Below are 26,988 nucleotides of genomic sequence, written 5' to 3'. Positions count from 1 at the left end.
CACGCGGCACTAGGGCGTGTCTCCCAACCGTTGCAACCAGTTGAGGATGGCGTTGAGAGTCACCCCGGCCCGGTAGGTGATGGCGAGTTTGTCGTAGCGGGTGGCCAGTCCTCGCCATTGCTTGGACCAGGAGAAAGATCGTTCGACGACGTTGCGGTCCTTGTAGAGTTCGGCGTCGAATGCCGGTGGTCGGCCACCATTGCTGCCACGCTTCTTACGGGCGTTGATCTGGCTGGACTTCTCCGGGATCACCGCCCGGATACTCCTCTCGCGCAGCATCTCTCGATTGACCCCGGTCGCATACGCCTTATCGGCCAGGACCGCGTCCGGACGAGTCCGCGGCCGACCGGCACCGACGCGTGGAACGTCAATGTCGGCGAGGACCTCGGCGAGCATCACACCGTCGTTGCGTTGGCCGCCGCTCACGATGTTGGCCAACGGGCGCCCCTTCCCGTCCACGGCCCGATGAATCGTGGTGGTCAACCCACCACGCGAGCGACCGATCCCGTGACCTGCGGGTTCACCCCCGTTAGAAGCGAGGTTCTTGTGATTCGATGATGCCCCCGTGTCCTGATCAGGGCGTGTGGTGTTCGTCGCGTGCTGGTGCGCACGCGAGATCGTCGCATCAACCGAAATCTTCCAGTCGATCGTGCCCGCCGCATCCGCCTGCGCGAGTATCTCGGTCAGGATGCGATCCCACGTGCCGTCCTGCGCATAACGGCGATGACGTTTCCACACCGTCTGCCACGGCCCGAACACTTCAACCGGCAAGTCCCGCCACGGAATTCCGGTCCGGTAGCGATAGGCCATACCATCCACGACTCGTCGATGCTCCCCGAACGGCCGCGCCGGCCGACCGACATTCGACGGCAGCAGCGGTTCGATCCGCGCCCACTGTTCATCGGTGAACACCTGATACCTCGAACTCGTCATCGCCACCAAGGCAGTGTGCCCGCCTCACACCTTCGCAGTTAGGAGACACGCCCTAGCAGCCGTGTGATGTCGTCGACTGCGACGGAACCGAACACGGTGGGAGCCAACGCAACTACGGGTGCTGGATCGCTTGATGCGGCGACGTTGTCTGTCATATCCGGCTTCCTTCGAGGAGGTTGTCGCGCAGGGTGGCACCGGGGATGTACTCCTCGCGCAAGAGTCCGCGACGGCGCAGCAGCGTGGCCAATTCGTTGGCGATTACCTGCAGCGATGATGGCATTGCGTCGGGCATGAGAATGAACCCGTCAACGGCACCCGATCTAAACCAATCCTCGATCCGGTCGGCGAGTTGTTCTGGGACGCCGACGAATACACCGTGGAGTCCGACATGCTCGCGCGACTGATAAAGAAACTCGCGTAAGGTACCGCCGAACGAGCGCGCGCTGCCCAACCAGCTTCGCCGAAATCCGACAGTGCCTGCTGTCGTCGCGTCTAGCCTCGAAATTTCGTGCGACCACGGTGTCTGGTTGAGGGGCCCGGACGTGATGGTGTGAGGACCGGATTCCGGGCCGAGGCCGTGATGGGCACGCCGAGGCGTCGGTGGGCGTCGGTGTTCACGGCCCCGAAAAGTGTTCCTTTCAGTATTGGTGGTCAGGGTGGGCTTGCAGGTCAGCCCGGGTCGGGAAGCGTTGCCAGCCTTGCCAGTCCGTGCAGGAGTAGGACTGTGTGGGGTGCGGTCGCGGCGAGTTTGAGTCGGGTTCGGCGGGCGTGCCGAGACAGTCGGGCGGCGCTAGCTACTGGGAGCTGCCCAGCGCGGTCTCGATGTTGCCGAGGCGACGTTCAATGGATCCAAGGCGGTTGCCAACCTTTAGCACATCAGTCGACAGCTGGTGCAGGTTTCCCTGAGTCTGCAGTCCGTAGTTGTACCCGACCTCGATGAGTCCCAGCATCTTACGGTCGATCGTCCCCAATAGGCCGGCTGCGTGCAGGATCTGATGACTACGACCAGTGTCGTCGTCGATCAGTGCCCACAGGAGGTTGCCGCCGTTCACAGTAGCTCTTTGGTGAATCCGAGGTGAATCAGCCCTCGGAGGATGAGGCTCTCACCTTCGTCGAGCATCGCCTGCAGAATATCCTCGGACTCGACGATGCCTACTCCTCGGCGCGCAGCTGCTGAAAATGACAGGCTGAGAATAGATGCTACATGTGCACTCAACGGAAGGTCGGCTGGATCAAGGTTGATGCTGTCGTTCTCGCTGCTCTCCAGGGCGACCCGGAGCGCTCGCTGGCAGATCGAGGAGATCGGCAGATTCGCGTGCTTGAGCTCAACCGAGAGGTCGTCCGGTAGGTAAATGCTGGTCTTGGGCATCATCCCCGCTTTCCTGAGGCTATCAGACAGTCCTCAACACTTTGCCAGAGGCCGGCCCCAAATGCTCGGAGGTTATGGATCGTCCCTCCGTTACGACGTTGGTATGGCCACCCGCTCTCACAGTGGCGGTACCTATACCGCATGGTGCGGTCCGGGTGCTACCTGAGAAGTGCGACCAGCTCACATATGACCACGATGGGCTGAATGATCGCGGTGTAGTGAATAGCGGTACTAAGGTTCCCGTTGGCTGTCGACAAGCACGATCGGCCATGGCGTGGTCACTTCGGCCTCCAGCTGCAGGACTCCGGGCAAGCCATGCCAGCTGCTCTGGCAATAGCAAATCCGATATCACTACCACAAGAGCAACCCGGATATGCAGGAACCTCGGGCGAGTCTGACGAACAGGAGGATGCACTCATTTGGCGCGCCGAATGAGTGTCAACGATGATGGCCATCGACAAGGACTTCGGCGGATTGTTCGCCAGGATCGGCGCAGCGAGAACGCGAGGATGTCAACCCCTTCGATGAGGTGAAAGAGGTTGCGGCGAGCGGATTGCTGAGCCTGCGTTTACCTGCGAGAACCGGTGGGCAAAGCGAAGCCACGCTGACAGAATTGTTCGAAGTGATCATTGGCTTGGCTGCGGCGGATCCTGTTGTCGCACACATATTTCGGGGTCATTTCTCGTTCATTGAAGAGTTGCGTAAGCTGCCGGTGAGTGAGCGTGAGCGTTGGATTTCTCTTCCTGCCGAAGCGAAGATATTCGCTAATGCGACGTCCGAGTTGACTGGAGCTGTCGGCGCTAAAAGATACGCCACGGAGGTGGTGCGCACGGATGGTGAGTACGTGCTCAACGGCGCAAAGTACTATAGCACCGGTACACTTTTTGCAGATTACATTTCTGTCCCCGCGTTATACCGCCAGCCAGAAGGTCATGACTCGATATTCGAGCTTGTCATACCGGTGACACGCGATGGCGTGGTAGTTATCGATGATTGGGATGGGATCGGCCAAAGAAGGACTGGTAGTGGCACTACCAGGTTCGAGTCAGTGCGAATCCCTGAAGCTGATATCAAATCTGTATCCAACCAGACAGTGAGCGCGTGGAAGACCACCAGATTCGCTTTCCTGCAACTCTATATCCATGCTCTTATTGCTGGAATCCTCGAGCGTGCTGTGAGGGATTCAAGGCTCTTCCTGATTGAGAGTGCCCGAATGGGTGTGCGAGTCCACTAGATGTAGGTCCGATTCGGTGGTGAGCCGCTGGGCTCGTGGCGGGTCCTGTGGTGTGAAGATGAAAGCTCTCACACACCCATCCGAACACCAACAGGACCCATGACGCAGCGTAGCGCTATTGCCGACACGATTTGCCGCACGATCGAACTCGGCGTCACGATCACCGATGCCGCCATCGACGGCGAGGACCGTACCCACTTGTTTTGCCAGCTCCTGGACCCGAAGAACACCTGCCCGACGTGCGGGCAGGCGGGTCGGCTGCGTGATCATGTCGACCGTGAGGTCGCCGATCTGCCCATCGTCGGGCATCCGACCCGGCTGCACCTGTCGGTGCCGCGCTATGTGTGTGCCACCACCGACTGCACGACGTCGGTGTTTCGTGCCGACATCAGCGCCATCGTGGCGCCGAGGGCGCAGGTCACCCGCCGCACCACCACCTGGATCATGCGAGCGATGATCAGCGACAAGATGAGTGTGAAGGCCGTCGCGGCTGCGGTCGGGTTGAGCTGGAACACCGTCAACACCCTCGCCCTGGCCGCGGTCAAGAAGCTGGCTGCTGCACCGGCCCGGTTGGCCGGTGTGCGGGTCCTCGGGGTCGATGAGCACAAGTGGAAACACGTTCGCGGCAAGGGTGATCCGAATTTCGTGACCGTCCTGGTCGATCTCACCCCGATCGTGGATGGAACCGGCCCGGCCCGGTTGCTGGATATGGTCGCCGGCCGCTCCAAAGCCGCGCTCAAAGACTGGCTCGGCGCGCGGGATCAGGGGTTCCGCGACCGGATTCGGGTGGTCACGATGGACGGGTTCACCGGGTATCGCACCGCCACTGCCGAAGCCCTCGACAAGGCGCGTGTGGTGATGGACCCCTTCCACGTCGTGCATCTGGCAGCGGAGAAATTGACCTTGTGTCGTCAACGCGTGCAACAAGATACGTGCGGGCATCGCGGTCGATCCGGGGATCCGCTCTACGGCATCCGTCGCACCTTGTTGACCCGGATCGGGTTGCTCACCGACAAGCAGAAGACTCGGCTGCGCGGCGGCCTCGATGCCCGCGAGGAGCACGTGGCCGTTGCGGTCACCTACGCGATCTACCAGGAGTTGATCGATGCCTACGAGCAACCCACCAAGCGGGACAGCAAGATCGCAATGTACAAGCTGCTCAAGAAGATCAAGACCGGCGTGCCCGCCGGACTATCAGAGCTGGCCCAACTCGGGCGTTCGTTGTGGTCACGACGGGCCGAGATCCTCGCCTACTTCGACACCGGCGCCTCCAACGGCCCAGTCGAAGCCATCAACGGGCGCCTCGAGCATCTGCGCGGCATCGCCCTCGGGTTCCGTAACCTCACCCACTACATCTTGCGGTCGCTCATCCACTCCGGCCAACTCGCAGAAAGCCTGCGCGCACTCTGAATTAGGAAGAGCCGGATTCAATCGACTATCTGAAAAAGAGAAGTAGAAACTTCTCGCATGGTGACACAGCGGTTCCACTCGACGAAGCGGTGATACAACAACAGGTCGGAACCATCTCCGCCCATGCAAATACCGCGCGTGCCTTGGTTCTCGATGCCGCACGGGCGATCGAGATTGCAAACGAGGCAACTGGAGCGCCAGAATGGGAAAGGCTAGTCGATGTGGCGGTGCTGCGGACGTCGCAGGTCAAGATCGCTCTCGACCGTTCAGCACTCGAGGCGTCCAGCGGTATTTTCGAGGTTGGCGGCGCGTCCGCAGCATCGCAGGAAGTCAACCTGGATCGGCACTGGCGCAATATCCGGACGCTCACGTTGCACAACCCTACGAGCTACAAGGCTGTGGCGGTGGGCAGGTATTTATCCACAGGAGCACCATTTCCTGATAACGGATTCTTCTGATCGATCGGCGACGCTTTTTGGAGACGTCCGGATCTAATAACATCCGCGCCTTGCGATGTTAGTTATATAGACAATTACCGCTGAAGTATAGGGAGCCAAATCCATGGCCAATAGCTGGAGGCTAAAGTGAAGGTTGGGCGTATTTTCGCCGGCATTACGCTCGCTGTCGCGATGGGAATCACTGCTTGCTCGGGTGCAAGTAGTACGACGCGCGCCGACAACGAGATAGTGTTTGCCGACGTCGCATTTATATCTAATTGGCAAACTCAAGCCATACCGTCGTATACGGCAGGAAACATTGCAAATTCATTGCTCGCACGTCTCACATACTACGATGCGGCGAATGAAAAGCTGGTTGGATGGGTTGCAGACAAGTTTGAGCAAAACGATAATGCTACCGAGTTCACCTTCCATATACGGGATGGCGTCACCTTCAGTGACGGCACTCCGGTAGATGCTGAGGTGGTGAAACAGAACTTTGACTTGTGGGGAAACGGTGATGAGGCCCGCGGGATCATCAAGAATATCTACACCGGCGATTACGATCGTGCCGAAGCAGTTGACGGCAGTACCGTCAAAGTGTATCTGAAGCAGCCTTTCTCATCATTCCTCTATGCGACATCGTCCATCTTCTATGGACTCCAGGCCAAGAAGAACCTGGATCTGTCTCTCGAGGAACAGTCCAAGATCGAAAACCTAGTCGGTGCTGGGCCCTTCGTCTTCGAGTCGCAAACGCCCGACCAAGAGATCGTCATCAAACGTCGTGATGACTACGCATGGGCTCCCGAGGGAGCGGCCAATCAGGGTGCCGCTCACGTGGAACGCGTCAGGATCAAGGCGGTACCAGAGATCAGCTCCCGCTCCGGTGCGGTTTCTTCTGGTCAGGCAGATCTGGCGCGGGTTATCTCGCCCGATGACGAGAAGACGCTCGCAGACGCAGGAAAGACCATTTACCCTGTTCCTGGGGTCGAATTGACGGCGTACTTCGGTGCATTCCGCCCGGGCAACGAGGTCGTCTCTGACGTGCGAGTTCGTAAAGCACTTCAGTTGGGTGCCGATGTGAACACGGTACTCAAGGACTTGACGACAGGCTCGTACAGCGCGCCACATGGGATTTACACCAAGAGTGAAAAAGGTGTTGACGTAACGGTGCCATATGACCCTGAGCGCGCTCGGGCGCTCTTGGATGAGGCCGGTTGGGTGCCCGGTGCTGACGGAATCCGGACCAAGAATGGCCAGCGGTTGTCATTGACCACTGATGATGAGACTCAGTCGCCGGCTTCGCTGCCGATTTGGGAGGCGATTGCGCAGAGTTGGCGTAAGGAACTCGGCGCCGAACTGGTGATCCGCAAGGGTGATGTGCAGTTTTCAAGGGAGGCGTCGACCAATCCACAAGTTCCGCTGCACCCGATGCGGCAGTGGAACTACGGCGGTACCGCCACGCTCTTTGGTGGCACGAATGTAAATGGCGAGTCGATCATCTTCCACGCCGATCCTGAACTGCGTGCGCTTGCCGAGCGTGAGCAGGCATCAACTGACCCCGTCGAGCAGCGACAGATTCGAGCAGAGCTTAATAAAGTCGCGGTTACTGATAAGGCCTATGTGATACCGACGTATCCCGAGGTTCAGGTATTTGCGGGATCGGAGAAACTGAAAATTGGGTTTACCGGCGCCACCTATCCAGATTTTCATGGCGCGGAGTTCACCAACTGATTGCCGTGAGTCGGTCGGTTTCATTGTGATTCCGGCTTGGCGCCATGTCTGGTGAGGAGCAGAAGGAAGAAGCGTGGACAAGAGATATCTCGCTCGACGGGTTGGGCAAGGTGTTGTCGTGGTGTGGTTGGCATACACCGTGACCTTCATCGGTATCGAGCTTCTTCCTTCTGATCCCATCACGGCGTATCTGACCCGGATCACCAACGGCGCTTCCGTGCCGGCATCCACCGTTGATGCGATCAAGAGTTACTACGGGTACGACAAACCTGCAGTCGTCCGGTACTTTTCACAGCTTGCTGGTGTGTTGACAGGAGACCTCGGATATTCACTGTCGGATTCGAAGCCGGTCGGACAGAGGATTTTCGAGGTTATCGGACCTACGCTGACACTGGCTTTGAGCGCGCTGGCCGTCGCATTGGTCATCACATTCGTAGTTCTACTGATATCGGCCACCAGCGCGCGCACATGGCTGGTGGCCGGCACCGAGCAGCTGCCCGCGATCTTCAACTCGATACCGAGCTTTTGTCTTGGAATACTGTGTATCCAGTTTCTGTCTTTCCGTCTCGGAATATTGCCGCTCTATCCTGGCGGGTCGTTTGTTTCAGAGTTTGTTCCGGCGTTGGTGTTGGGGATCGGAGTCAGTGCGCCGATCTGCCAGGTAGCGCTCAAAGCGCTTCGCGATGTGCAGAGGCAGCCATTCCTGACTGTCGCCAGAGCAAAAGGATTGTCACGGACCAAGATTTTCTTCAACCACATCCTTAAACATGCCGCCGCATCGATCTTGACCATGGTGGCTTTGGTAGTCGGATTCTTGTTGACCGGCGCGATAGTCGTAGAGAAGGTCTTCGGGCGAACAGGAATCGGAAGTGTGTTGGAGAAGGCGGTGACTGATCAGGATTTTGCGCTCATACAGGGATTCGTCGTGTTGGTGGCGCTGGCTTACGTTGTGCTGAGCCTGACGGTCGACCTGCTGTATCCCGTGATCGATCCGCGGGTGAGGCTCGCCCACCGATCCGTGGGGAGCAGGCGATGAGTGTCGTGACGACCGAGGGAAAATGGACCACCGCTCTCCGAAATATCCAGCGGCCGAGTGTGAGTCTGAGCCTCATCGGCTTGATCGCCAGCGGGCTTGTGGTGTTGATCGTCATTGGCTGGTTGGGTTGGCCTGGGCTGTTCACGTCTTATAGCCCGATCGACGGGACGACCGTGCAGCGCTTGCAGCCCCCTGGTTCGGCGCATTGGTTCGGCACTGATCATCAAGGACGCGATGTCTATGCGCGAGTGGTCTACGGCGCTTCGAAGACTATCGGCGGCGCGGCGATCGCAATCGTGATCGGGCTCTTTGGCGGTCTTATCTTGGGAGTCGTTGCGGCCACCGCGGGAGGGTGGATCGAGTCGGTTGTCATGCGGATCGTTGAGGTGCTCCTGGCAATCCCTGCGATCCTGGTGGCGTTGTGCTTGGTGTCGGCGTTTGGGCCGGGTGTCGTGCAAATTGCGGTCGCAATCGGCGTGCATTCGATCGCGGTGTTTACCAGACTTGCCCGATCACGGGTGCTGGAGGTGCGTGAGTCGGAGTATGTCGAGGCGGCCGCATTGGTGGCTTCGGGATATTGGTCGATAATGTTCCGGCATGTGTTGCCCAACTCGGCTGGTCCTGTAGTCGCGCTGTTGGCAATCGAATTCGCAAATGCTGTGCTGTCAATCGGAGCCTTGGGATTCCTTGGTTACGGCGCTCTGCCTCCTACTCCTGAGTGGGGGGTCATCATCTCAGACGGCCGTGGCTACCTCGCGAACGCCTGGTGGATCTCGCTTCTACCCAGTCTGGTGTTGGTCCTGGTGGTGTTGGCGTTCAACCGGATCAGTTCGGTGATCGAGGAGAAGGGCAACTTCTGACATGTTTACGAGCCCACAATGCCGATCGGTTGCCCGATGACAGAACCGGTTTCCAACTCGCCGCTGTTGAAGGTCACTGATCTCGGGGTCCGTTACCGGGGCAGCGCGCAGGCAGCTCTGGCTGATGTGAGTTTCACGGTTGACGCCGGAGAGTTCGTAGCGATCATCGGTGAGTCCGGTTCGGGCAAGTCGACATTGGCCGCGACACTACTCGGTTTGCTGCCAAGCGACGCCGAGGTATCGGGTAGTGTCCAACTCGACTCACGCGAGGTGGTCGGGCTCGCCGACAAGCAGTTCCAGACACTTCGAGGCGTTGATGTCGCATTGGTGCCGCAGGACCCGGCCGCCTCGCTGGACCCGCTGGTCAGCGTGGCGCGCCAGATATCGGAGGTACTCGTTCGGGGAGGCCTCACCGGGCGAGCGCGAGCATCGGAGCGCAGGGCCACCGCGATAGAACTACTCGAGAGAGTGGGTGTGGATCGTCCCGAGTCGCGACTGGCTCAGTATCCGCATGAGCTTTCCGGCGGACTTAAGCAGCGGATATTGATCGCCATGGCGTTTGCGCTGCGGCCCAAGCTATTGATCGCCGATGAGCCCACGTCGGCACTTGATGTGACAGTGCAGAAGCGGGTCATGGACGTCTTCAGCGATCTCGCGGCTTCGACATCAACGGCAATCGTGTTGATCACTCACGACGTCGCACTGGCCACCGATTATTCGTCTCGTTCCATTGTGGTCTATCGCGGTCGGTTGATCGAGGACAGCACAGTGGAGACCCTCATCGGTGGTGCTACTGAGCCCTACACCCAGACGTTGATGCGCTCGGTCACCGAAGATCGTACTCACATTGGGGAAGCCGGCGCCGGTGTGGATTCCGAGATTGCGATCTACGCAGAGAGTCTGACCAAGACATATCAGGAACGTTCGCGGCAGGGCCTGATCTCGGCATTGACAGATGCCACAGTGACGGTTCACCATGGCCAGACAGTTGCTCTTGTCGGTGAGAGCGGTTCGGGAAAAACAACTCTCGGTCGTATCATGGTGGGTTTGATAAGTCCGGATTCAGGTACCGTTCGGGTCGGCGGCGAATTGGTAGACCCGAGCAACCGTCGATCACTGCGCAAGACCTGGTCACATATCCAATATGTGCATCAGAATCCCTGGCTATCATTGGATCCGCGGCTATCGGTTGACAAGTCATTACGAGAGCCTCTGCGTGCAGCTGGATTTCGCGGCAATGCGGACGAGCGGATCGCCGAGGTCTTGTCTTGGGTGGCGCTGCCGTCTGACCTGTTGCGATCGCGTCCGGCGCAACTCTCTGGTGGACAGCGCCAGCGCGTGGTGTTGGCACGCACCTTGCTGACCGGCGCGCGGATCCTGGTTCTGGACGAGGTGCTCAGCGCGCTCGACGTGGTGACGCAGGAACAGATCATTGGACTCCTCGATGATCTTCAGCGAAGACTTGGCCTGACCTATGTATTTATTTCGCATGACCTTGCGACGGTCCGGGCCGTAGCCGACCGAGTAATCGTGCTCCGCCATGGGAGCATCGTCGAAAATGGCACTACAGCAGAGATATTCAACAATCCCGAGCAGCTGTACACACGTGAGTTGCTCGATGCTATTCCTGGTTCCCGTATTCGCCGCGCCGCGTTGGCAGTCGGCGGTTCTTCGACATTTGACACAACAGAAAGGTGACAGCATGTCTGAGATCGACAATATCTGGTACACCCGGTGCCCGGTTCCCACGGCCTCTGGAATATCGCTTGCACGGGGCGAGCTGGCTCAGGTATTCGGCGAACGCGACGTAACACTCACTGATCTGGCGACATCAGATGACGCGGAGATTCGACGGTCGCATTTCAGCCACACTGTCGATAATTCTCTCCGACAGGGTGGCAACATCCCTCCGCTGGTTGCGCGTTCAAGAGGCGCTGACGTAGTCGTCCTGGGGTTCTCCTGGCCGCATATCTCGCATCGAATTCTCGTTGACCCCGATTCTCAAATCTTTGATGTCGAAGACCTGCGCGGGAAGCGCTTGGGCATCCCGCTACGTGCCGACGACGAGCTCGACTTTTGGCGACCAACCGTCCTGCGGGGTTTCGAAGCTGGCCTGCAGAAGGCGGGATTGACGTTTGCAGATGTCGAACTCGTCGATGTCACGGTTCCAGGAAGGTTCCGCGAGGACAAATCTCGCCAATCACATCCGGGGTTGGCCCGAAGTCCACTTAGTGAGGGTGGCTTCCAGCGGCAGGAGGCAGCGGCTCTACTGCGCGGTGAGGTCGACGCGATCTTCTCTGAGAACGCCTCGAATGCCCTGGTACGCCACGTTTTGGGGCTGCGGCCGATCATCGAACTGGCGCCGGAGGGTAAACAACCTGCCATCAACAACGGAATACCCACTGTGCTGACTGCCAGTGGTGCTCTCGTCGAGAATCACCCGGAATTGGTACGTGCGTGGATCGATCAGATCTTGCGTGTCCCGCGTTGGATACGAGACAACCGTGATAGCGCCCGACGGATTGTGGCGTTGGAGGCAGGGTTGCCAGAGGATCTGGTCGACGAAGCATTCCCCGGAGATCTCGCAACCCAAGTTGTGCTAGACGCCGATGAGGTCAGCGTCCGTGCCTTGGCCGCCCAGAACGAGTTTCTTGCGCAGAATGGATTCATCGCTGCACCAGTGGATCTGGATGGATTTTTGCGGCTCGATCTGCTGCGTGAGGCGCTTGTCGAGTTCGGTGGTCAGCTATGACTGACGTTGTCGATGTTGTGGGATGGGCGTTGCGCGGATCGACTGCAGGTGTCGGGATTGCCGACCAGGCCGCCGAACTTTTTGAAAAGGCACGCAAAGGACTCCCTGCAGCGCTGAGCCGTTCTCAGCAACTGCTGGGCGGAATCGTGGTGGATCGACGCCCGGAGGTCGACGCCGATGGCGGACCAAGGTGGAGTGGGCTCATTGAGACAGCACGCTGGGACGACGGTGCGGAGCGGCTCATCATCGTTGATCAGTTGAGCAGCCGTGAGATAGATATCCGCGAGGTGGGTGAGGTCAGTGTGGCCGCGAGCTTGGCAGGACCGGATCTGGTCGAGGTGAGCACGCGGTCTCCGTTGCTTGAGGCGGCTGCGGGACCTCGTGCAGCCCTTGAACTGCTTGTTCACGACGCGTCGATTGCGCTGGGGTTGGTCGACGGTTTCATCAAGCGGATCACCGAACTCCGTCGAGATCGTTACGTGCAGGGTGGTGGTACTCCCAACTGGCGTGCTGATATCACCGAATTCTTGGGTCGTTACACGGGGGTGTTCCAAACGCTCGACGGTCTGATCTTTCGGGCGGCCGAGATCATTGATGCGGGTGAGGCTGCCGGGGTGGAGGCCAGTCATATCGCGGGTGCTATTGGCGCGATTCTCGACGAGGAGTTGGCGCCGACCATCACGTCAGGGTTCACCGTTGTGGGGGCCCGGTATGCAACTCGCAGTTTAGGACTCGATAACTATTGGCGAGCGTTTGCCGCACATCGTCGGAACTGGGTTACCACTGGTCGAGTCACTATCGAGGAGAGGGCGTCACTACGATGAGTGTTGCAGTTCTGGTCTCTGCGTCGGAGGCGCTGGACGTCGCGCAGGAGGTTGCCAACACATGGAGCGAAACCGCAGCCGATCGTGATATCGACGGACAATCACCGACGTCGGAGCTGAGGGTGCTCAGCGAGTCGGGGCTGCTCGGTATCACGATTCCGCAATCGCACGGAGGTGCTGCGATCGGCCCGAGGGATCTCGCAGAGGTGTTTCGAATTCTCGCACGGGCAGATCTATCGCTTGCTCAGACCGTGCAAAACCACTTCGACTTCGTCGAAGTGCTGGGCTCGGCGATCCCGCAGACACGTGACTATCTTTATCAGGAAGTGCTGCACGGTAAGCGCTTTGGAAATGCCTTGGCAGAGTTCGGTGGAGATGGTGAGCGGACGTTACTGGCTCAACTAGTGGTTCGTGTCGTTAGTTCCTAAATTCTTGTGGATTTGTGAGAATTGCCGCATGGCGAATTCTCCGGCCCCAGCATTGATCCTTCGGGATGGTGATCGGGATGTGTTGTTGTCGTGGACGCGTGCCACGACGATCTCTTCGGGCCTGGCGTTGCGTGCCCGGATCGTGTTGCTGGCCGCTGACGGGCTCGCGAACGCACGGATCGCGGACGCAACCGGAACGACCACGACAACGGTATGGAAGTGGCGTAAACGCTATATCCAGCAAGGCATATGCGGTCTCGACGATGCCCCTCGGTCCGGGCGACCCCGACATGTCGATCCCGAACGGATCATCACCGCAACTCTGAAGCCACCACCGAAGAAGTACGGGGTCACCCACTGGTCCTCACGGTTGCTGGCCGAGCACCTCGGTATCGGTAACGCCACGGTGGCCCGGGCATGGCGGGCCTACGGGGTACAACCCTGGCGAGCCGAGACATTCACGTTCTCCACCGACCCGGAGTTGGTAGCCAAGGTCACCGACGTGGTCGGGGGAGTATCTGGCCCCACCAGACAATGCGATCGTGCTGTGTGTGGACGAGAAAAGCCAGATCCAAGCGTTGGACCGGACCGCCCCCATGCTGCCGGTCCGGCCCGGTGATGTGGAACGACGTACCCATGACTACAAGCGTCACGGGACGACGACGTTGTTCGCCGCGTTGGAGATCGCGACCGGACAAGTCACCGCAGCAGTCAAGCCGAAACACCGGCGCCAGGAGTTCCTGTCGTTCCTCCGGCAGATCGACCGCGCCTACCCTGACCAGGAACTGCACGTGGTCATGGACAACTACGCCACCCACAAGACCCCCGAAGTACGGGCCTGGCTACAGGCGCACCCGAGGTTCCACACCCATTTCACCCCGACTTCGGGTTCCTGGCTCAACCTGGTCGAGGTGTGGTTCGCGATCATCGACCGACAAGCGATCCGCCGCGGCATCTTCACCAGCGTCACCGACCTCAACGCCAAGATCCGGCAATTCATCACCGGCTGGAACAATCGGAAACATCCATTCGTCTGGACGAAGACCGCCGATGAAATCCTGAAAAAGGCCAACCGTCAAACAATTTCAGAAACGAACCACTAGAACCCACTGACGGCGGACGGTATCGACTCACCTCGGTAAAGGTCTTTACCACGGGAGCACTGTCGGCGGACTGGATTCCTGTCCATGTGATCGTTCCCGACATCGGTGTGGGGGTGGCCTACCTCCCCAGAAATGCCCCGGGAGTGCTTGTCGAGGACGACTGGGACGCTTTCGGGCAGCGGGCCACCAAGAGTGGCACAGCGCGCTTTGATGGCGTGGAGGTGGACACTGAGTATTTGGTGTTCCGTGGTGGGCAAGGTCCGCAGCTTTTGGCCGCGGCCCAAGCAGCGGGAAATCAACTACTCATGGCTGCCTTGGAGTTGGGTGCCGCCGAGGGAATTCTCGATCGCCTGAAGGATTTCGATGCGACCCTTCCTCGATTCCTGAACTCCTGGTCGGTCAAGGTGGCCACCGCTGCGGCGTCGTTTGGCACCGCAGGCCGACTGGTCACCGCGGCCGTGCAGGAGGGGTCTGAAGGGTCTGACCAAACGGTCAGCCGCGTGGTTCGTGCTCATGCAGCCGTCAACCTGGCGAAGGCAGCGACCTATCAGCTGTCCACCTCGATCGCCGAGGAGTACCTGGCCGGCGGATTCGCCGATCTCGATGAACCCGCTGTGGATCGGCTCTGGCGCAATGCCCGGGTGCACACCTTGCATGATTCTGTGACGCAACGAATCCGTGACGTGGGTGCATTGGTGCTTTCTGGAGAGTTCACGACTGCAGGGGGACAGCTACAAGAAATCAGCGGATTCGGCGAATCGATCGAGCTGGGAGTATGAGATGAGTGGAAGCAGACAACTGCATCTGGCAGTAAATGTTCTCGGGGTGGGTATTGTACCCGCTGCGTGGCAGCGAAGCTCCAGCGGGCCCACCGGAGCGCTAGCCTCGTGCTTTCACGCTGATTTCGTGTCGTGAGTGAGGAATGGTGCCCTGACCTGGGATGATTGAGATTGCGAAGTCATCAATCGGACCAGATCGAGGAGCACCATTCAGGTGAGTAAGTCTACGTCGCCCTACCCCGTGCTGTCTGCAGATGGCACCGGAACCGGGGTGGTGTCGCAGGCCGGCGCCGCGGTGTTGTTGCGGACAGCCGAGAAAACGGGCCTGACCACCGGTTTATCGGACGCGTTGACGCCGTGGCGCAAACCGCTGGCCACTCACGATCCGGGCAAGATCATCACCGTTCTGGCTGTGGCGGTCGCGATCGGCGGTGATTGTCTGGCCGACATCAACCAACTGCGCGCCAACCCCGCGGTATTCGGTCAGGTCGCCTCCGACCCCACGGTGTCACGACTGATCTCGGCGTTGGCCGCCGACGCCCCAGCGGCATTGACGGCCATCAACTCCGCCCGCGCTGCTGCCCGGGCAGGGTGCTGGTCAGCAGCCGGCACCACCGCCCCGATCATGACGCCGATACTGGCGATCCGCTGATCGTCGATCTCGACGCAACCTTGGTGACCGCGCACTCGGAGAAACAGGATGCGGCACCAACCTACAAGCGCGGGTTCGGTTTCCACCCGCTGTGTGCGTTTGTCGATCACGGTAGCGAGGGCACTGGCGAACCCCTGGCGATCCAATTGCGGCCCGGCAACGCCGGCGCCGACACCGCCGCCGATCACATCACGGTCACCGCCGCCGCACTCGAGCAGTTACCGACGGTGCAGGGGTATCGGGTCGGCGAGTCGGTGCTGGTGCGCACCGACTCGGCCGGCGGCACCCACGAGTTCCTCGGCTATCTCACCCGCCGGCACCTGGCCTATTCGGTGGGATTCGGGCTGACCGAGACCACCGCGGCCGTGACTGACCGGATCAGTCCCGAGGCGTGGACCCCGGCCTATGATGCCGACGGCGTGCAACGCGACGGAGCGTGGGTAGCCGAGTTGACCGGGCTGATCGACCTATCAGGCTGGCCGCAGGGGATGCGCGTGATCGTCCGTAAAGAGAGGCCGCACCCGGGTGCGCAATTGCGGTTCACCGACCGTGATGGGTTGCGGCTGACCGCGTTCGCCACCAACACCGTCCGTGGCCAACTCGCTGATCTGGAGCTGCGTCACCGGCGGCGGGCTCGATGTGAGGACCGGGTCCGTACCGCCAAAGACTGTGGCCTGACGAATCTTCGGCTGCACGGCTTCGATCAGAACCGGATCTGGTGCGCGATCGTGATGCTCGCCTGCGAGTTGATTGCCTGGACGCAGATGCTCGCGTTCACCGATCATCCTGCTCGCCGGTGGGAACCCAAGCGACTGCGCCACCGCGTGTTCTCGATCGCAGCCAAGATCAGCCGCCACGCCCGGCGAACCCGCATGAAGATGGCCACCCACGCTCCGCACGTCGATCTGCTACTCGACGGGATAGCAAGGCTTGCAGCACTTCCAGCGCCGGCCTGACCACCAGACCGACCAACCTTCGAACCAGAAAGGACGTCACACCTCGGGGCCGTGAAACCCGACGCACACCGACGCCTCGGACAACACCACACGGCCACACCCGGAATTCGGTCCTCAGACCACCACTCCGGGCCCGCTCAAACACCGGGCGACCCCCGACGAAACATCGAGGCTAGAACTGGCCCACTTCGTGCGTGTCGCCAAGGTCGCCGAACGAGCTCATTTCGACGCATTCTTCCTTGCCGACTCTCTGGTTCCCCAGTTTCCGCCGGAGGCCGGGATCGTGTGGGGGTTGGACCCGGTGATTCTGGTTTCGGCGCTTGCCTCGGCCACCGACAGAATCGGTTTGGTTGCCTCGGTGTCAACGACGTTCAGTGGCTCTTCCTAATTCAGAGTGCGCGCAGGCTTTCTGCGAGTTGGCCGGAGTGGATGAGCGACCGCAAGATGTAGTGGGTGAGGTTGCGAAACCCGAGCGCGATACCCCGGAGGTGCTCGAGGCGCCCGTTGATGGCTTCGACGGGGCCGTTGGAGGCGCCGGTATCGAAGTAGGCGAGGATCTCGGCACGTCGGGCCCACAACGACCGTCCGAGTTGAGCCACCTCCGCGAGGCCGGCCGGTAGGCCGGTGTGGATGCGTTTGAGCAACTTGTACATCGCGATCTTCCCGTCCCGCTTGTTCGGCTGGTCATAGGCGTCGATCAGGTCCTGATAGATCGCGTAGGTGATGGCCACCGCCACATGCTCGTCGTGGGCGTCCAGACCCGTGCGTAGCCGGGTCTTCTGTTTGTCGGTGAGCAGCCCGATCCGGGTCAGCAGGGTACGGCGGATACCGTAGAGCGGATCCCCGGACCGTCCCCGGTGTCCGCACGTATCCTGTTGCACTCGTTGACGACACAGGGTGAGTTTCTCCGCGGCCAGATGCACGACGTGGAACGGGTCCATCACTGCGCGTGCCTTGTCGAGGGACTCTGCGGTGGCGGTGCGGTAGCCGGTGAACCCGTCCATCGTGACCACCCGGATACGATCTCGGAACGCCTGATCGCGAGCGTCGAGCCAGTCGGTCAACGCGGCTTTCGACCGGCCGGCGACCATGTCCACCAAGCGTGCCGGCCCGGTGCCGTCCACGATCGGGGTGAGGTCGACGAGGACGGTCACGAAACTCGGATCACCCTGGCCTCGAACATGTTTCCATTTGTGTTCATCGACTCCGAGAACGCGGACGCCGGCGAGGCGTGCGGGTGCTGCGGCCAGCGTCCGGGCCGCCTCACACGCCAGGGTGTTGACGGTGTTCCAGCTCAATCCCACCGCGGCCGCCGCCGCGGTGACCGACATTTTGTCGCAGATCATCGACCGCAGAATCCAGGTGGTGGTGCGGCGGGTGACCTGTGCCCGCGGGGCCACGATCGCGCTCAGGTCGGCGCGGAACACCGACGTCGAGCAGGCGTCGTTGCCGCATGTGTAGCGGGGCACCGTCAGGTGCAGCCGGGTCGGGTGCCCGACGATCGGTAGATCGGCGACCTCGCGGTCGACATGATCACGCAGCCGACCCGCCTGCCCGCAGGACGGGCAGCTCTTCTTCGGGTCCAGGAGCTGGCAAAACAAGTGGGTACGGTCCTCGCCGTCGATGGCGGCGTCGGTGATCGTCACCCCCAACTCGATGGTGCGGCAAATCGTGTCGGCAAGAGCGCTACGCTGCGTCATGGGTCCTGTGAGTGTTCGGATGAGTGTGTAGGAGCTTTCATCTTCACACCACAGGACCCGCCCACATCACGCGGCTCACACCCGCGAATCCGACCTACATCTTGTGGTCGATAGAACCTGTTTCACGCACCGTCAATCCTGAAGAGCCACATCACCGCATTCCGTAACGCCGTGTCCACGATATCAGTGTGCAGAGTATCGGAGAATGCGTAGCCAAGTACCCGACGCGAACACCCATCCCGCACCGCACACAAATACAACCAACCATCACTCGTTGTACGCAAATACGTGATATCAGACGTTCACACCGTATTCAACACTCCGCGATCGAACTCACGACCCACAAGATCCGGGATCGCATGCGGATTCTGATCCGCGATCGTCGTCACAGGAGTCCACGGACGCGGACTGATACCGGCAATACCGTTGGAACGCATCAACTTAGCCACAGTCTTCACAGACACCACCTCGCCGGAATCCCGCAGATCGGCGGTGATCCGCGGCGCACCGTACACCTGATCCGACTCCTCATGGAATCGCACAATCTTTTCCACCAACTCCCGCAGCCGTACCTGACGTACCGACGGCCCAGCCTCCTGCCGCTCTCGCCATTCATAAAAACCCGACCGCGACACCCCCAACAATTCAACGCCACGAACAACAGGGAAGGTGGCCTTCTCCGCGTCGATTATCTCGTACGCTTGTTCTGCTGCGAATTCTCCGCCGCGAAGAAGGCTGCCGCTTTTTTTAAGAAATCCCGATCCATCCGCAACTCGGCAACCTCCCGACGCAGACGCTCCAACTCGGCACGCTCATCGGCATCGACCGCCGGCGGAGGATCATCCATCCGCGACCGCTCAATGGCCACCCACCGACCCAGCAACTGCTCACCCACACCGATCTCCCGCGCGACCTCCGCGATCGTGCGACCAGTATCGATCACCAAATGCGCAGCCTCACGCCGATACTTCGGCGTGTAACTCTTCCGCTTCGCTCCCATCACTCCATCCTCTCCCGCCAGCCTCACACTGGCCATCAAGATGTCCGGGAAACGGGGTCAACCCCAGATTCAATGGTGGAAGCGACCCCGCCCCAAAGATCCTCGACATGCCCGAAGCAGCATGGATCAACCAACCCGAACAGGAGGACCGAGAACCGACAAATCCGGCAGCCGCTTAACACCCGCTGGTCTCAAACCCCTTGACAAGTTCCGGGTCGCACCGCACGCCACTACGCTGAATGCGTGGCATCTCCTCACGAACCTGCGGTACTCGTCGACGCCGCCTACCGTCTCGCCGACGATCTACTCTTCCCCGATGCAGCCGAGGTCGACCGGACCGGCGAGGTACCCGACTCTCACTGGGCAGCACTCGCCGACGCGGGCCTTTTCGGGGTTGCGGCCCCGGCCTCGGTCGGCGGTCCGGGGCTCGACTTCACCCAGGCCATCGAGATCATCGAGGTACTCACCAGCGGATGCCTGTCCACGGCTTTCACCTGGCTGCAGCATCACGGCGTGGTGATCGCCCTGGCCAACACCACTAACGACGCATTGCGTGAAGAGATCCTGGCCGACGCGATCGCCGGCCGCGTGCAAGCGGGCGTCGCCTACGCGGGAGCGGTGCCTACGCCGCCGCGGATGCGGGCCACCCGCACCGCCGACGGCTGGTCGTTGTCGGGCTATGCGCCGTTTGTCAGCGGCTGGGGCTACATCGACATCCTGCAGATCTCGGCTCGCGACGTCGAGACCGACGACGTGATCGCGGGCCGACGGGATTTTCAGATCGTCGATCAGACGGCCGGAATCCGGTCGGCTCGTACGGGTTTCCGGCGCGCGCAGGATCAGGACGGCGGCGGCCACGGCCAGCGCGATGTTGACCGCGTAGGCCAGCACGTGCGGCCACGGCGCCCACTGTGCGAGCACTCCGGCAACACCGGCGCCGATGCCGAATCCCGCGGTCAGGCTCATCGCGGCCCGGCGCGCCCTCCGCATACACACGGTCGGACGCCGACTCGGTCGTGAGCAACATAGATACAAGTTGTACACGACATAGAGGCATCGGTCGAACGTGCCTGATCAGGACGGGTGTGGCGAAGCCGCCGGCGTGCTACCGCGCCGGCCACGACCCCTCGCGGAACGCCCCCGGCTCCCCGAGCCGCTGGCCACCGTCGATGACCAGCGCTTCGCCGGTCATCCACGACGCGGCATCCGAACACAGGAAGGTGATCGCCGCCGCGACGTCGTCGGGCTCACCGAGTCGCTCGAGCGCGGTCAGCGACACCACCTCCTGCTCATGTTCCTTCCACAGCGCCTCGGCCAGCCGGGTACGCACCACACCGGGACACACGCAGTTCACCCGCACCTTCGGGGAGAGTTCGAGCGCCAGCTGCTTGGTCACGTAGATCAGCGCCGCCTTGGACGCGTTGTAGGTGCCGATGCCGGGCTCGTGGCCCAATCCGCCTATCGACGCGGTATTGATCACCGAGCCGCCATGCTCCCGCATCCACGCATCCATCACCAGCGCCGTCCACGCGATCGGCGCCCAGAGGTTCACATCGAAGGTCTTCGCGAATGCGGCGTGATCCTGTGCGATCAGCGGGCCGTAGGCGGGGTTGGTCCCGGCGTTGTTCACCAGGATGTCGATGCGTCCGAACCGTTGCATGGTCTCGTCCACGCAGGCATCGGCCTGATCCTTGTCGGCCACATGCGCGCCGATCCCGACGACGGCACCCGGCCCGTCCACCTGCGCGGCGGCTTCCTGCGCCGATTCCCTCCTGCGCGCGGTGAGCACCACGTTGGCGCCGGCCGCGGCCAGCCGGCGCGCCGTGGCCAGACCGATTCCCCGGGAGGCGCCGGTGACAATTGCGGTCCGCCCCGTCAGATCCACCGCGATATCCGGGATCACACCGTTGTGCTCGCTCATCCTCAACCACCTTCGACTCGTCGGATGCCTACTTATAATTGACTTCAATATCAGAACTCAACCCCGGAATCGAGATCTGGCACGCCCGGGTCACCGGGACGCACGAGGGATACCGCCCGCCGGGTAGCGTGCCGTGCATAGTGCCGTACGAATCGACGAAATCGAGGAATCCCCACCGTGACTTCGCGTGACGCCAACGCCACTCACGCGTCCGCGACCGCTCGGACCGCGAAATCGGTGGATGAACTCAGCGACAAGGGCCGCCGGACCCGGGCCAGGCTCACCGACGCCGCGCGCCGGGTGTTCGAACGCGACGGATTCATCGAGTCGCGCATCGCCGACATCGTGAAGGAGGCGGGCGCCGCATACGGCACCTTCTACACATATTTCCCCTCGAAGGAAGCCGTCTTCCTCGCCGTGATCGAGGCCCAGCAGGGAGAGATCGAGGAGGCCGCGAAGCAGGCGGCGGCCGGACGCGGACACAGCGCCCGTTCGGCCATCGAGGCATCGAACCGGGCGTACCTCGAGGGTTACGGTCGCAACTGGCGTCTGATGGAGTCCTGGTCGGAGGCCGCGTCCGTCGACCGCGAGATCGGCTCCCTGCTCGAGGAACTGACGCTGTTCAACATCGAGCGGACCGAGCGCGCACTGATCCACCTCAAGGAACGTGGCGATATCGCCGCAGACATCGATCCCCACTACGCCGCCCGCGCACTGAACGCGATGGTCACCCAGTTCTCGATCCGCATCTTCCGCGACAACCCCGTCGATGTCGACGTCGACGTGGCGGTGCGCACCGTCACCGACCTGTGGTGCCGCGGAATCGGGCTGCGCCCGAACGCATCCGAGTAGCGCCGCCCCGCCGGACGGCCGCCCCGCCGGACGCACAGATCCAGCGATCGAGACCTCACCCCGGCAGCACCGGGCACATCGTCAACCACCCGCGGAGGCATGTTGACATTGATGTCAGTTTCATTCTACGGTTCATGTGCTCGACGCCACAGACACCACTGATCCTTCAAGGGGGAAGCCACCATGGATGTCGCCATCACCGGCCAGGGCGTGATCTCCAGCCTCGGCCAATCCGTGCCGGACTTCGGTCAGGGCCTCGACAACGCCACGATCACCGCCCGCACGGCCCCGTGGGCCGACGAGGCGGGCGGCCGGGTGTACTACTGCCCGGTCACCGATTTCGATCCCGCGCAGTGGCTCGACGACCGCACCGAGCGCGGCAGTGACCGGTTCGCGCAGTATGCGGTGGCCGCCGCGGCGAACGCCGTCGAGGACGCCGGCATCGGCGACCTCGACCCGATGCGTACCGCCGTGGTCATCGGCACCTCGATGGCGGGCGCAGAGACGCTCTTCGACGCGCAGTCGGCGTACGACGACGGCGGTTTCGAGGCAATCCCGAAAAAGGTCCAGATGATGGCGTGGCCCAATATGGCCGCCGGCCATATTGCCCTGCGATGGCATCTGCACGGCCCGTTGCTCACCATCTCGACCGCCTGCGCGTCCTCGCTCGACGCGATCGGCATCGCCACCCGGATGATCCAGACGGGCATGGCCGACGTGGCGATCGCCGGCGGCACCGACAACGGGCAGGTCAAACTGAGCAGCCTGTCCGCGGTGCGCTACGGCATGTCGCCCACCGATGTCGACGATCCCACCGCCGTATGCCTGCCCTTCGACCGGCATCGCCGGGGCGTCATGGGCGGTGACGGGGCCGGTGCGGTGATCCTCGAACGCCTCGACCACGCGCAGGCACGCGGCGCCCGGATCGACGGCATCGTGCGCGGTTACGGCTCGCTCTCCGACGGTTACCATCCTTCCTCCCCCGACCCGTCGGGACGGTGGGAGATCGCCGCGATGTGCACCGCCCAGCGCGACGCCGGACTCGACGCCCGCGAGATCGGCGCGGTGATCGCACACGGCACCGGCACCCCGGTCGGCGATGCCGCGGAGATCATCGCCATCAATGAGGTGTTCGGCGAGTCCGTGTCGGCCACCTCCATCAAGGGACACGTCGGGCACACCGCGGGCGCCGCGGGTGTGATGGGCGTGCTCACCGGATTACACACGCTGCGCACCAACGCCTTACCCCCGACCGCGGGTACCACCGACCTCGATCCGGCGATTCGTTTCCAGGTTCCCCTCGGCGCCCCCGGACCGGTCACCCTCGACGCCTTCCAGGTCAACGCGTTCGGCTTCGCCGGGCAGAACGCATCGCTCGTCATCGGTCGTCCCTGACAGCAGCCGCATCCCACGAAAGGACCTGCGCGATGAGCGGATTCGCGTTCACCGACAACCTCGGTTGCATCACCGACTTCGGACTCCACTTCCGTCCCGATAGCATCGCCCTGCTGCAGGAGGGCATGGCACTGACCTATCGTGAACTCGACGCACGGATCAACCGTGTGGCCAACGGCCTACTCGCCGACGGTATCTCGCCGGGTCAGCGCGTACTCATCTTGTGGGACAACGACATCCGGTTCGTCGAGGTGACCCTCGGGGCCATTCGCGCCGGCGCGATCGCGGTCCCGGTCAACCCGCGGCTGTCCGTCGACATGCATCGGGTTCACCTGCGCGACAGCGGAGCCCGCGCAGTCCTTGCGGCGGCGGCTACCGCGTCGCATGCTGCGACATTCGCCGCCGACGACGCAGTGGTGCTCGCGGTCGCCCCGGCCGGCGCCGCACACGGGATCACCGACCACGACGAGTGGCTCGCCGCATCCTCCGCGGAGCGACCCGACATCGCCGGCGAACCCGATCAGCCGGCCTGGCTGCCGTACACCTCCGGCACCACCGGCACCCCCAAGGGAGTGCTCCTCTCGCATCAGATGCTGCTGCGCGACGCCCAGCTGATCAGCCAGAACTGCTTCCTCAACCCCACCGACCGGGTGGTGCTGGCCGCTCCCCTGTTCCACATGAACGCCGCTGCCTGCGGCATCCTGCCGATGCTGTACTCGGGCGCCGCGGTGTACGTGCTGCCCTCGTTCGAGCCCGTCTCCGTGCTGCGCGCCTTCGAACAGCAACGGGCCACCTACTCGCTCGGCGTTCCCGCGATGTACAAACTGATGCTCGCGCAGTCCGAGGAGGAACTCGCCCGCGACTTCGGTGCGCTGCGATTGATCTGCTGCGGCTCGGCACCGATGCCGCCCAGCCTGATCGACCGGCTCACCGCGGTGTTCCCCAACGCCCGGTTCGTCGAGGGGTACGGACTCACCGAATGCGGTCCGGCGGCCACGATGAATCCGCTCATCGGGCCTCGCCGCACCGGCAGCATCGGCCGTCCGCTCCCGGGATTCGAGGCGAGGGTCGTCGACCCCGACGATGCCGAAGTGGCGCCGGGCGAGACCGGTGAACTGTGGCTGCGCAGCGAATTGTGTACCACCCTCGGCTATCTGGACCGTCCCGAGGAGGACAAGAGACGCATGAAGCCCGGGGGATGGTTCGCCACCGGCGATCTGGCGACCATCGACGACGACGGCTGGCTCTACTTCCGCGGCCGCGCCGACGACATGATGAACGTCGGCGGAGAGAACGTGTATCCGGCCGAGGTTGAGGCCGTCCTGGCCACCCATCCGCACGTGCGCGATGTGGCAGTGGTGCCGGCGCCGCATGAAACCAAGGGGCAGGTGCCGATCGCCTTCGTCGTCACCGAGCCGGGGTCGGGACTGACCGAGGACGAACTGACCCAGTTCTTCTTCACCGCCGGTCCTGCCTACGCTCATCCCCGCCAGATCCACTTCCTCGACGGGCTGCCGCTGTCGGCGACCGGCAAGACCGACCGGCGGAATCTGAGCCGACGCGTGCTGCCCCCGACACCGGCCACCACTTCCACGGGACGGTCATGACCACCTCGACACCGAATCAGCCCAGCACCTTTACCGACATCGCCGTCGACGAGGTGGAGCCAGGCATCCGCCGCATCACGATCACCCGGCCGACCAAGCGCAACGCGTACCGATCCCTCACTGCCGCCGAAATCGACTCGGCGATCGATGATTTCATCCGCGATGACGCAGCACGGGTACTCATCATCACCGGAGCGGGCGGCGCCTTCTGCGCGGGCGGCGATCTCACCAGCAGCTACGAGGTGGAGCAGGCGGAGGCCGTCGAACTCGGCCACGCCGCGGTACTGCGGGACGGGATGCACCGGGTGATCCGGCGGCTGCAGACCTGCGACAAGCCGGTGATCGCGATGATCAGCGGGCCGGTGATTGCCGGCGGGCTCACGCTCGCACTGGCCTGCGACATCCGCATCGCCGACACCACCGCCCGTTTCGGTGACACCTCCGGCCGAGTGGGATTGCTCCCCGACGAGGGCGGCGCGTGGCTGTTCCCGCGAGCAATGGGCATCGACCATGCGCTGCGGATGCTCTGGGGCACCGAGATCTACGACGCACCAAGGGCACTCGCGTTGGGGCTGATCACCGAACTGGTGGCCGACGACCAGCTCGAGGAGACTACCCTGGCGCTGGCCCGCCGGTTTGCCGGCACCGCACCGCTGACCACCAAGGTGGTCAAACGGATGGTGCGCAACGCGATGAACCAGACGTTGGACGAATCGTTGCGCGAGGCCGAGTACGCGGTCGAGATCATCAACCACACCGACGACGTGCGCGAGGGGGTCGCCGCATTCATCGAGAATCGCGCCCCGCGCTTCACCGGCCGATGAATCCCGCACCGGAGCTGCGGCAGCCCGATTCGACGAATCCTGCACGGCCCGCGCCGATCGCCGGGCCGCTGGCAGGAGTGCGCGTGCTGGACATGTCGCGGCTGGCTCCCGGCCCCTACGCCACGATGCTCCTCGCCGACCTCGGCGCCGAGGTGATCGTCGTGGGCGGCGGACGGGCGGGTCTTCCGCTGGAGACGGTGTCGCGCGGCAAAACCTTTGTCTCGCTGGACCTCAAGGGCGATGCCGGCCGAGCGGCCCTGCACCGGTTGGTCGCCCGCTCGGATGTGTTTGTGGAGAGCTTTCGCCCCGGCGTGGCCGAACGGCTCGGCGCATCCTACGAGCAGCTCAGCGCGATCCGGCCGGACCTGATCTACTGCTCGCTCACCGGCTACGGGCAGTCGGGACCGTTGCGCGGCGATGCCGGCCACGACATCAACTACCTGGCGGTGACCGGCATGCTGGGCATGCTGGGACCCGAGGACGGACCGCCCGCCATTCCGCTCAACCTGGTGGCCGACTTCGCCGGCGGCTCTCTGCTGGCCGCGATGTCGATCAACGCCGCCCTCTACGAGCGGACGCGGTCGGGCCGGGGGCAGCATCTCGACGTCGCGATGATCGACGGGGTGCGCTCGATGATGGCGATGCACTACGAGATGTGGGGCACCTCAGCCGCACCAAGCCGCGGCACCAGCGTGCTCAGCGGCGCTGCCCCGTTCTACCGGTGCTACGAGACCGCCGATGGGCGTTACGTCGCGGTCGGCGCACTGGAACGCCAGTTCTTCGTCGCCCTGTGGCACACCCTGGGGCTGGGCGAACCACCACAGCAGTATCCACGCGACCGGTGGCCGCTGATCGAGCAACGACTGTCCGACGCCTTCCGGGAACGCACCCGCGACGAGTGGACCGAGGTCTTCGCCGGCGTCGACGCCTGCGTGACACCGGTACTCGATCCCGACGAGGTGCCCGATCACCCGCAACTACGCCACCGCCACGGTGCCGATGTGGGGGCTGCAGCACCGGCGGTCCCGCACCTGTCCCGCACGGCGGCGCGGGCGGGGGCCACCGACCGCAGCGATCACACCGCCGAAGTTCTTGCCGCACTGGGTATGTCGGCAGACGAGATTGCCGCCGCCCACGATCAGACCGAGCCGACAGGGCTGACCACGTGGCCCGACATGTGAG

General features: G+C 62.4%; 24 protein-coding genes and 4 pseudogenes. 19 read left to right on the top strand and 9 right to left on the bottom strand.

The annotated features are described in order from the left end of the window. Positions 1-9: 9 nt before the first annotated feature. The 4 genes from Q9K23_RS12405 to Q9K23_RS12390 form a co-directional block, all read right to left on the bottom strand. The gene (locus Q9K23_RS12405) at positions 10-912 is read right to left on the bottom strand and encodes an IS5 family transposase (protein WP_261978111.1); all 903 of its coding nucleotides are present in this window, start codon (positions 910-912) and stop codon (positions 10-12) included. A 172-nt stretch (positions 913-1,084) separates the two neighbouring features. Continuing rightward, positions 1,085-1,384 carry a hypothetical protein gene (locus Q9K23_RS12400; protein ID WP_053778688.1) on the bottom strand — a complete coding sequence of 100 codons (300 nt, stop codon included), beginning with the start codon at positions 1,382-1,384 and terminating at the stop codon, positions 1,085-1,087. Between the two features lie 343 nt (positions 1,385-1,727). Further along, positions 1,728-1,985, bottom strand: a complete 258-nt coding sequence (locus Q9K23_RS12395) for a hypothetical protein (RefSeq protein WP_020793700.1) — start codon at positions 1,983-1,985, stop codon at positions 1,728-1,730. Then, a complete protein-coding gene (locus Q9K23_RS12390) occupies positions 1,982-2,305 on the bottom strand; it encodes a hypothetical protein (RefSeq protein ID WP_020793699.1) in 324 nt (107 codons plus the stop codon). The genes Q9K23_RS12395 and Q9K23_RS12390 overlap by 4 nt, the downstream gene beginning before the upstream one ends. Before the next feature lie 526 nt (positions 2,306-2,831). Here Q9K23_RS12390 and Q9K23_RS12385 point away from each other — a divergent pair. The 13 genes and pseudogenes from Q9K23_RS12385 to Q9K23_RS12325 all read left to right on the top strand — a co-directional run bounded on the left by Q9K23_RS12385 (position 2,832) and on the right by Q9K23_RS12325 (position 16,507). Beyond that, the gene (locus Q9K23_RS12385) at positions 2,832-3,536 is read left to right on the top strand and encodes an acyl-CoA dehydrogenase family protein (RefSeq protein ID WP_152972922.1); all 705 of its coding nucleotides are present in this window, start codon (positions 2,832-2,834) and stop codon (positions 3,534-3,536) included. Positions 3,537-3,635: 99 nt separating this feature from the next. Beyond that, the gene (locus Q9K23_RS12380; RefSeq protein WP_305950137.1) at positions 3,636-4,946 is read left to right on the top strand and encodes an ISL3 family transposase; all 1,311 of its coding nucleotides are present in this window, start codon (positions 3,636-3,638) and stop codon (positions 4,944-4,946) included. A gap of 20 nt (positions 4,947-4,966) precedes the next feature. Next, a complete protein-coding gene (locus Q9K23_RS12375; RefSeq protein ID WP_315971972.1) occupies positions 4,967-5,404 on the top strand; it encodes an acyl-CoA dehydrogenase family protein in 438 nt (145 codons plus the stop codon). A gap of 171 nt (positions 5,405-5,575) precedes the next feature. After that, complete coding sequence (locus Q9K23_RS12370; RefSeq protein WP_305950136.1) at positions 5,576-7,117, top strand: ABC transporter substrate-binding protein; 1,542 nt, start codon at positions 5,576-5,578, stop codon at positions 7,115-7,117. 73 nt (positions 7,118-7,190) lie between these two features. Then, positions 7,191-8,153 carry an ABC transporter permease gene (locus tag Q9K23_RS12365; RefSeq protein WP_053776055.1) on the top strand — a complete coding sequence of 321 codons (963 nt, stop codon included), beginning with the start codon at positions 7,191-7,193 and terminating at the stop codon, positions 8,151-8,153. Beyond that, positions 8,150-9,013, top strand: a complete 864-nt coding sequence (locus tag Q9K23_RS12360) for an ABC transporter permease (protein ID WP_020794359.1) — start codon at positions 8,150-8,152, stop codon at positions 9,011-9,013. The genes Q9K23_RS12365 and Q9K23_RS12360 overlap by 4 nt, the downstream gene beginning before the upstream one ends. Before the next feature lie 36 nt (positions 9,014-9,049). Next, the gene (locus Q9K23_RS12355; RefSeq protein WP_053776054.1) at positions 9,050-10,711 is read left to right on the top strand and encodes an ABC transporter ATP-binding protein; all 1,662 of its coding nucleotides are present in this window, start codon (positions 9,050-9,052) and stop codon (positions 10,709-10,711) included. Between the two features lie 4 nt (positions 10,712-10,715). Continuing rightward, entirely contained in the window at positions 10,716-11,765 is a 1,050-nt protein-coding gene (locus tag Q9K23_RS12350) for an ABC transporter substrate-binding protein (RefSeq protein WP_160319564.1), read from the top strand. Then, on the top strand, positions 11,762-12,589 hold the full coding sequence (locus Q9K23_RS12345) for a hypothetical protein (protein ID WP_305950135.1): 828 nt from the start codon (positions 11,762-11,764) through the stop codon (positions 12,587-12,589). Before Q9K23_RS12350 ends, Q9K23_RS12345 begins: the two co-directional genes overlap by 4 nt. Next, a complete protein-coding gene (locus Q9K23_RS12340) occupies positions 12,586-13,017 on the top strand; it encodes an acyl-CoA dehydrogenase family protein (RefSeq protein ID WP_053776053.1) in 432 nt (143 codons plus the stop codon). Before Q9K23_RS12345 ends, Q9K23_RS12340 begins: the two co-directional genes overlap by 4 nt. Positions 13,018-13,045: 28 nt before the next feature. Further along, positions 13,046-14,120: pseudogene (locus tag Q9K23_RS12335) on the top strand (IS630 family transposase). 86 nt (positions 14,121-14,206) lie between these two features. Then, positions 14,207-14,899, top strand: a complete 693-nt coding sequence (locus Q9K23_RS12330) for an acyl-CoA dehydrogenase, C-terminal domain protein (RefSeq protein ID WP_020794550.1) — start codon at positions 14,207-14,209, stop codon at positions 14,897-14,899. A 214-nt stretch (positions 14,900-15,113) separates the two neighbouring features. Continuing rightward, positions 15,114-16,507: pseudogene (locus Q9K23_RS12325) on the top strand (IS1380 family transposase). A 389-nt stretch (positions 16,508-16,896) separates the two neighbouring features. On the opposite strand, the gene Q9K23_RS12320 reads toward Q9K23_RS12325, so the two are convergent. The 3 genes from Q9K23_RS12320 to Q9K23_RS12310 form a co-directional block, all read right to left on the bottom strand. Then, a complete protein-coding gene (locus Q9K23_RS12320; RefSeq protein WP_053778629.1) occupies positions 16,897-18,207 on the bottom strand; it encodes an ISL3 family transposase in 1,311 nt (436 codons plus the stop codon). Positions 18,208-18,509: 302 nt separating this feature from the next. Further along, the gene (locus tag Q9K23_RS12315; RefSeq protein WP_160319629.1) at positions 18,510-18,761 is read right to left on the bottom strand and encodes an IS3 family transposase; all 252 of its coding nucleotides are present in this window, start codon (positions 18,759-18,761) and stop codon (positions 18,510-18,512) included. Between the two features lie 134 nt (positions 18,762-18,895). Continuing rightward, entirely contained in the window at positions 18,896-19,207 is a 312-nt protein-coding gene (locus Q9K23_RS12310; protein WP_053778464.1) for a transposase, read from the bottom strand. 243 nt (positions 19,208-19,450) lie between these two features. On the opposite strand from Q9K23_RS12310, the pseudogene Q9K23_RS12305 reads away from it, so the two are divergent. Further along, a pseudogene (locus tag Q9K23_RS12305) lies at positions 19,451-19,969 on the top strand (acyl-CoA dehydrogenase family protein); the annotation flags it as partial. Here Q9K23_RS12305 and Q9K23_RS12300 read toward each other — a convergent pair. Both Q9K23_RS12300 and Q9K23_RS12295 read right to left on the bottom strand, forming a co-directional pair. Continuing rightward, positions 19,970-20,188, bottom strand: a pseudogene (locus tag Q9K23_RS12300) (MFS transporter); the annotation flags it as partial. A gap of 124 nt (positions 20,189-20,312) precedes the next feature. After that, a complete protein-coding gene (locus Q9K23_RS12295) occupies positions 20,313-21,128 on the bottom strand; it encodes an SDR family oxidoreductase (RefSeq protein WP_053778452.1) in 816 nt (271 codons plus the stop codon). A 237-nt stretch (positions 21,129-21,365) separates the two neighbouring features. Between Q9K23_RS12295 and Q9K23_RS12290 the strand changes: the two genes are divergently transcribed. The 5 genes from Q9K23_RS12290 (at position 21,366) to Q9K23_RS12270 (ending at position 26,987) form a co-directional block, all read left to right on the top strand. Beyond that, complete coding sequence (locus tag Q9K23_RS12290) at positions 21,366-21,980, top strand: TetR/AcrR family transcriptional regulator (RefSeq protein WP_160319630.1); 615 nt, start codon at positions 21,366-21,368, stop codon at positions 21,978-21,980. Between the two features lie 183 nt (positions 21,981-22,163). After that, entirely contained in the window at positions 22,164-23,375 is a 1,212-nt protein-coding gene (locus tag Q9K23_RS12285) for a beta-ketoacyl-[acyl-carrier-protein] synthase family protein (protein ID WP_305950525.1), read from the top strand. 32 nt (positions 23,376-23,407) lie between these two features. Further along, the gene (locus Q9K23_RS12280; protein WP_053778453.1) at positions 23,408-24,982 is read left to right on the top strand and encodes a class I adenylate-forming enzyme family protein; all 1,575 of its coding nucleotides are present in this window, start codon (positions 23,408-23,410) and stop codon (positions 24,980-24,982) included. Beyond that, entirely contained in the window at positions 24,979-25,806 is an 828-nt protein-coding gene (locus Q9K23_RS12275; protein ID WP_053778454.1) for an enoyl-CoA hydratase-related protein, read from the top strand. Before Q9K23_RS12280 ends, Q9K23_RS12275 begins: the two co-directional genes overlap by 4 nt. After that, the gene (locus Q9K23_RS12270; protein ID WP_020789889.1) at positions 25,803-26,987 is read left to right on the top strand and encodes a CaiB/BaiF CoA-transferase family protein; all 1,185 of its coding nucleotides are present in this window, start codon (positions 25,803-25,805) and stop codon (positions 26,985-26,987) included. The genes Q9K23_RS12275 and Q9K23_RS12270 overlap by 4 nt, the downstream gene beginning before the upstream one ends. Position 26,988 lies beyond the last annotated feature (1 nt).

It is taken from the genome of Gordonia sp. NB41Y (assembly GCF_030718915.1).
GTDB classification, from domain to species: Bacteria; Actinomycetota; Actinomycetes; order Mycobacteriales; family Mycobacteriaceae; genus Gordonia; species Gordonia desulfuricans.
This window is presented reverse-complemented; position numbering and strand designations above follow the sequence as displayed.

Excerpts from the sequence above, each read along its gene's own strand:
- Q9K23_RS12310 (WP_053778464.1), bottom strand. The coding sequence starts at position 19,207 with ATGGGAGCGAAGCGGAAGAGTTACACGCCGAAGTATCGGCGTGAGGCT.
- Q9K23_RS12285 (WP_305950525.1), top strand. The coding sequence starts at position 22,164 with ATGGATGTCGCCATCACCGGCCAGGGCGTGATCTCCAGCCTCGGCCAA.
- Q9K23_RS12295 (WP_053778452.1), bottom strand. The coding sequence starts at position 21,128 with ATGAGCGAGCACAACGGTGTGATCCCGGATATCGCGGTGGATCTGACG.
- Q9K23_RS12390 (WP_020793699.1), bottom strand. The coding sequence starts at position 2,305 with ATGATGCCCAAGACCAGCATTTACCTACCGGACGACCTCTCGGTTGAG.
- Q9K23_RS12380 (WP_305950137.1), top strand. The coding sequence starts at position 3,636 with ATGACGCAGCGTAGCGCTATTGCCGACACGATTTGCCGCACGATCGAA.
- Q9K23_RS12350 (WP_160319564.1), top strand. The coding sequence starts at position 10,716 with ATGTCTGAGATCGACAATATCTGGTACACCCGGTGCCCGGTTCCCACG.
- Q9K23_RS12275 (WP_053778454.1), top strand. The coding sequence starts at position 24,979 with ATGACCACCTCGACACCGAATCAGCCCAGCACCTTTACCGACATCGCC.
- Q9K23_RS12345 (WP_305950135.1), top strand. The coding sequence starts at position 11,762 with ATGACTGACGTTGTCGATGTTGTGGGATGGGCGTTGCGCGGATCGACT.
- Q9K23_RS12320 (WP_053778629.1), bottom strand. The coding sequence starts at position 18,207 with ATGACGCAGCGTAGCGCTCTTGCCGACACGATTTGCCGCACCATCGAG.
- Q9K23_RS12355 (WP_053776054.1), top strand. The coding sequence starts at position 9,050 with ATGACAGAACCGGTTTCCAACTCGCCGCTGTTGAAGGTCACTGATCTC.
- Q9K23_RS12370 (WP_305950136.1), top strand. The coding sequence starts at position 5,576 with ATGGGAATCACTGCTTGCTCGGGTGCAAGTAGTACGACGCGCGCCGAC.
- Q9K23_RS12340 (WP_053776053.1), top strand. The coding sequence starts at position 12,586 with ATGAGTGTTGCAGTTCTGGTCTCTGCGTCGGAGGCGCTGGACGTCGCG.
- Q9K23_RS12360 (WP_020794359.1), top strand. The coding sequence starts at position 8,150 with ATGAGTGTCGTGACGACCGAGGGAAAATGGACCACCGCTCTCCGAAAT.
- Q9K23_RS12270 (WP_020789889.1), top strand. The coding sequence starts at position 25,803 with ATGAATCCCGCACCGGAGCTGCGGCAGCCCGATTCGACGAATCCTGCA.
- Q9K23_RS12280 (WP_053778453.1), top strand. The coding sequence starts at position 23,408 with ATGAGCGGATTCGCGTTCACCGACAACCTCGGTTGCATCACCGACTTC.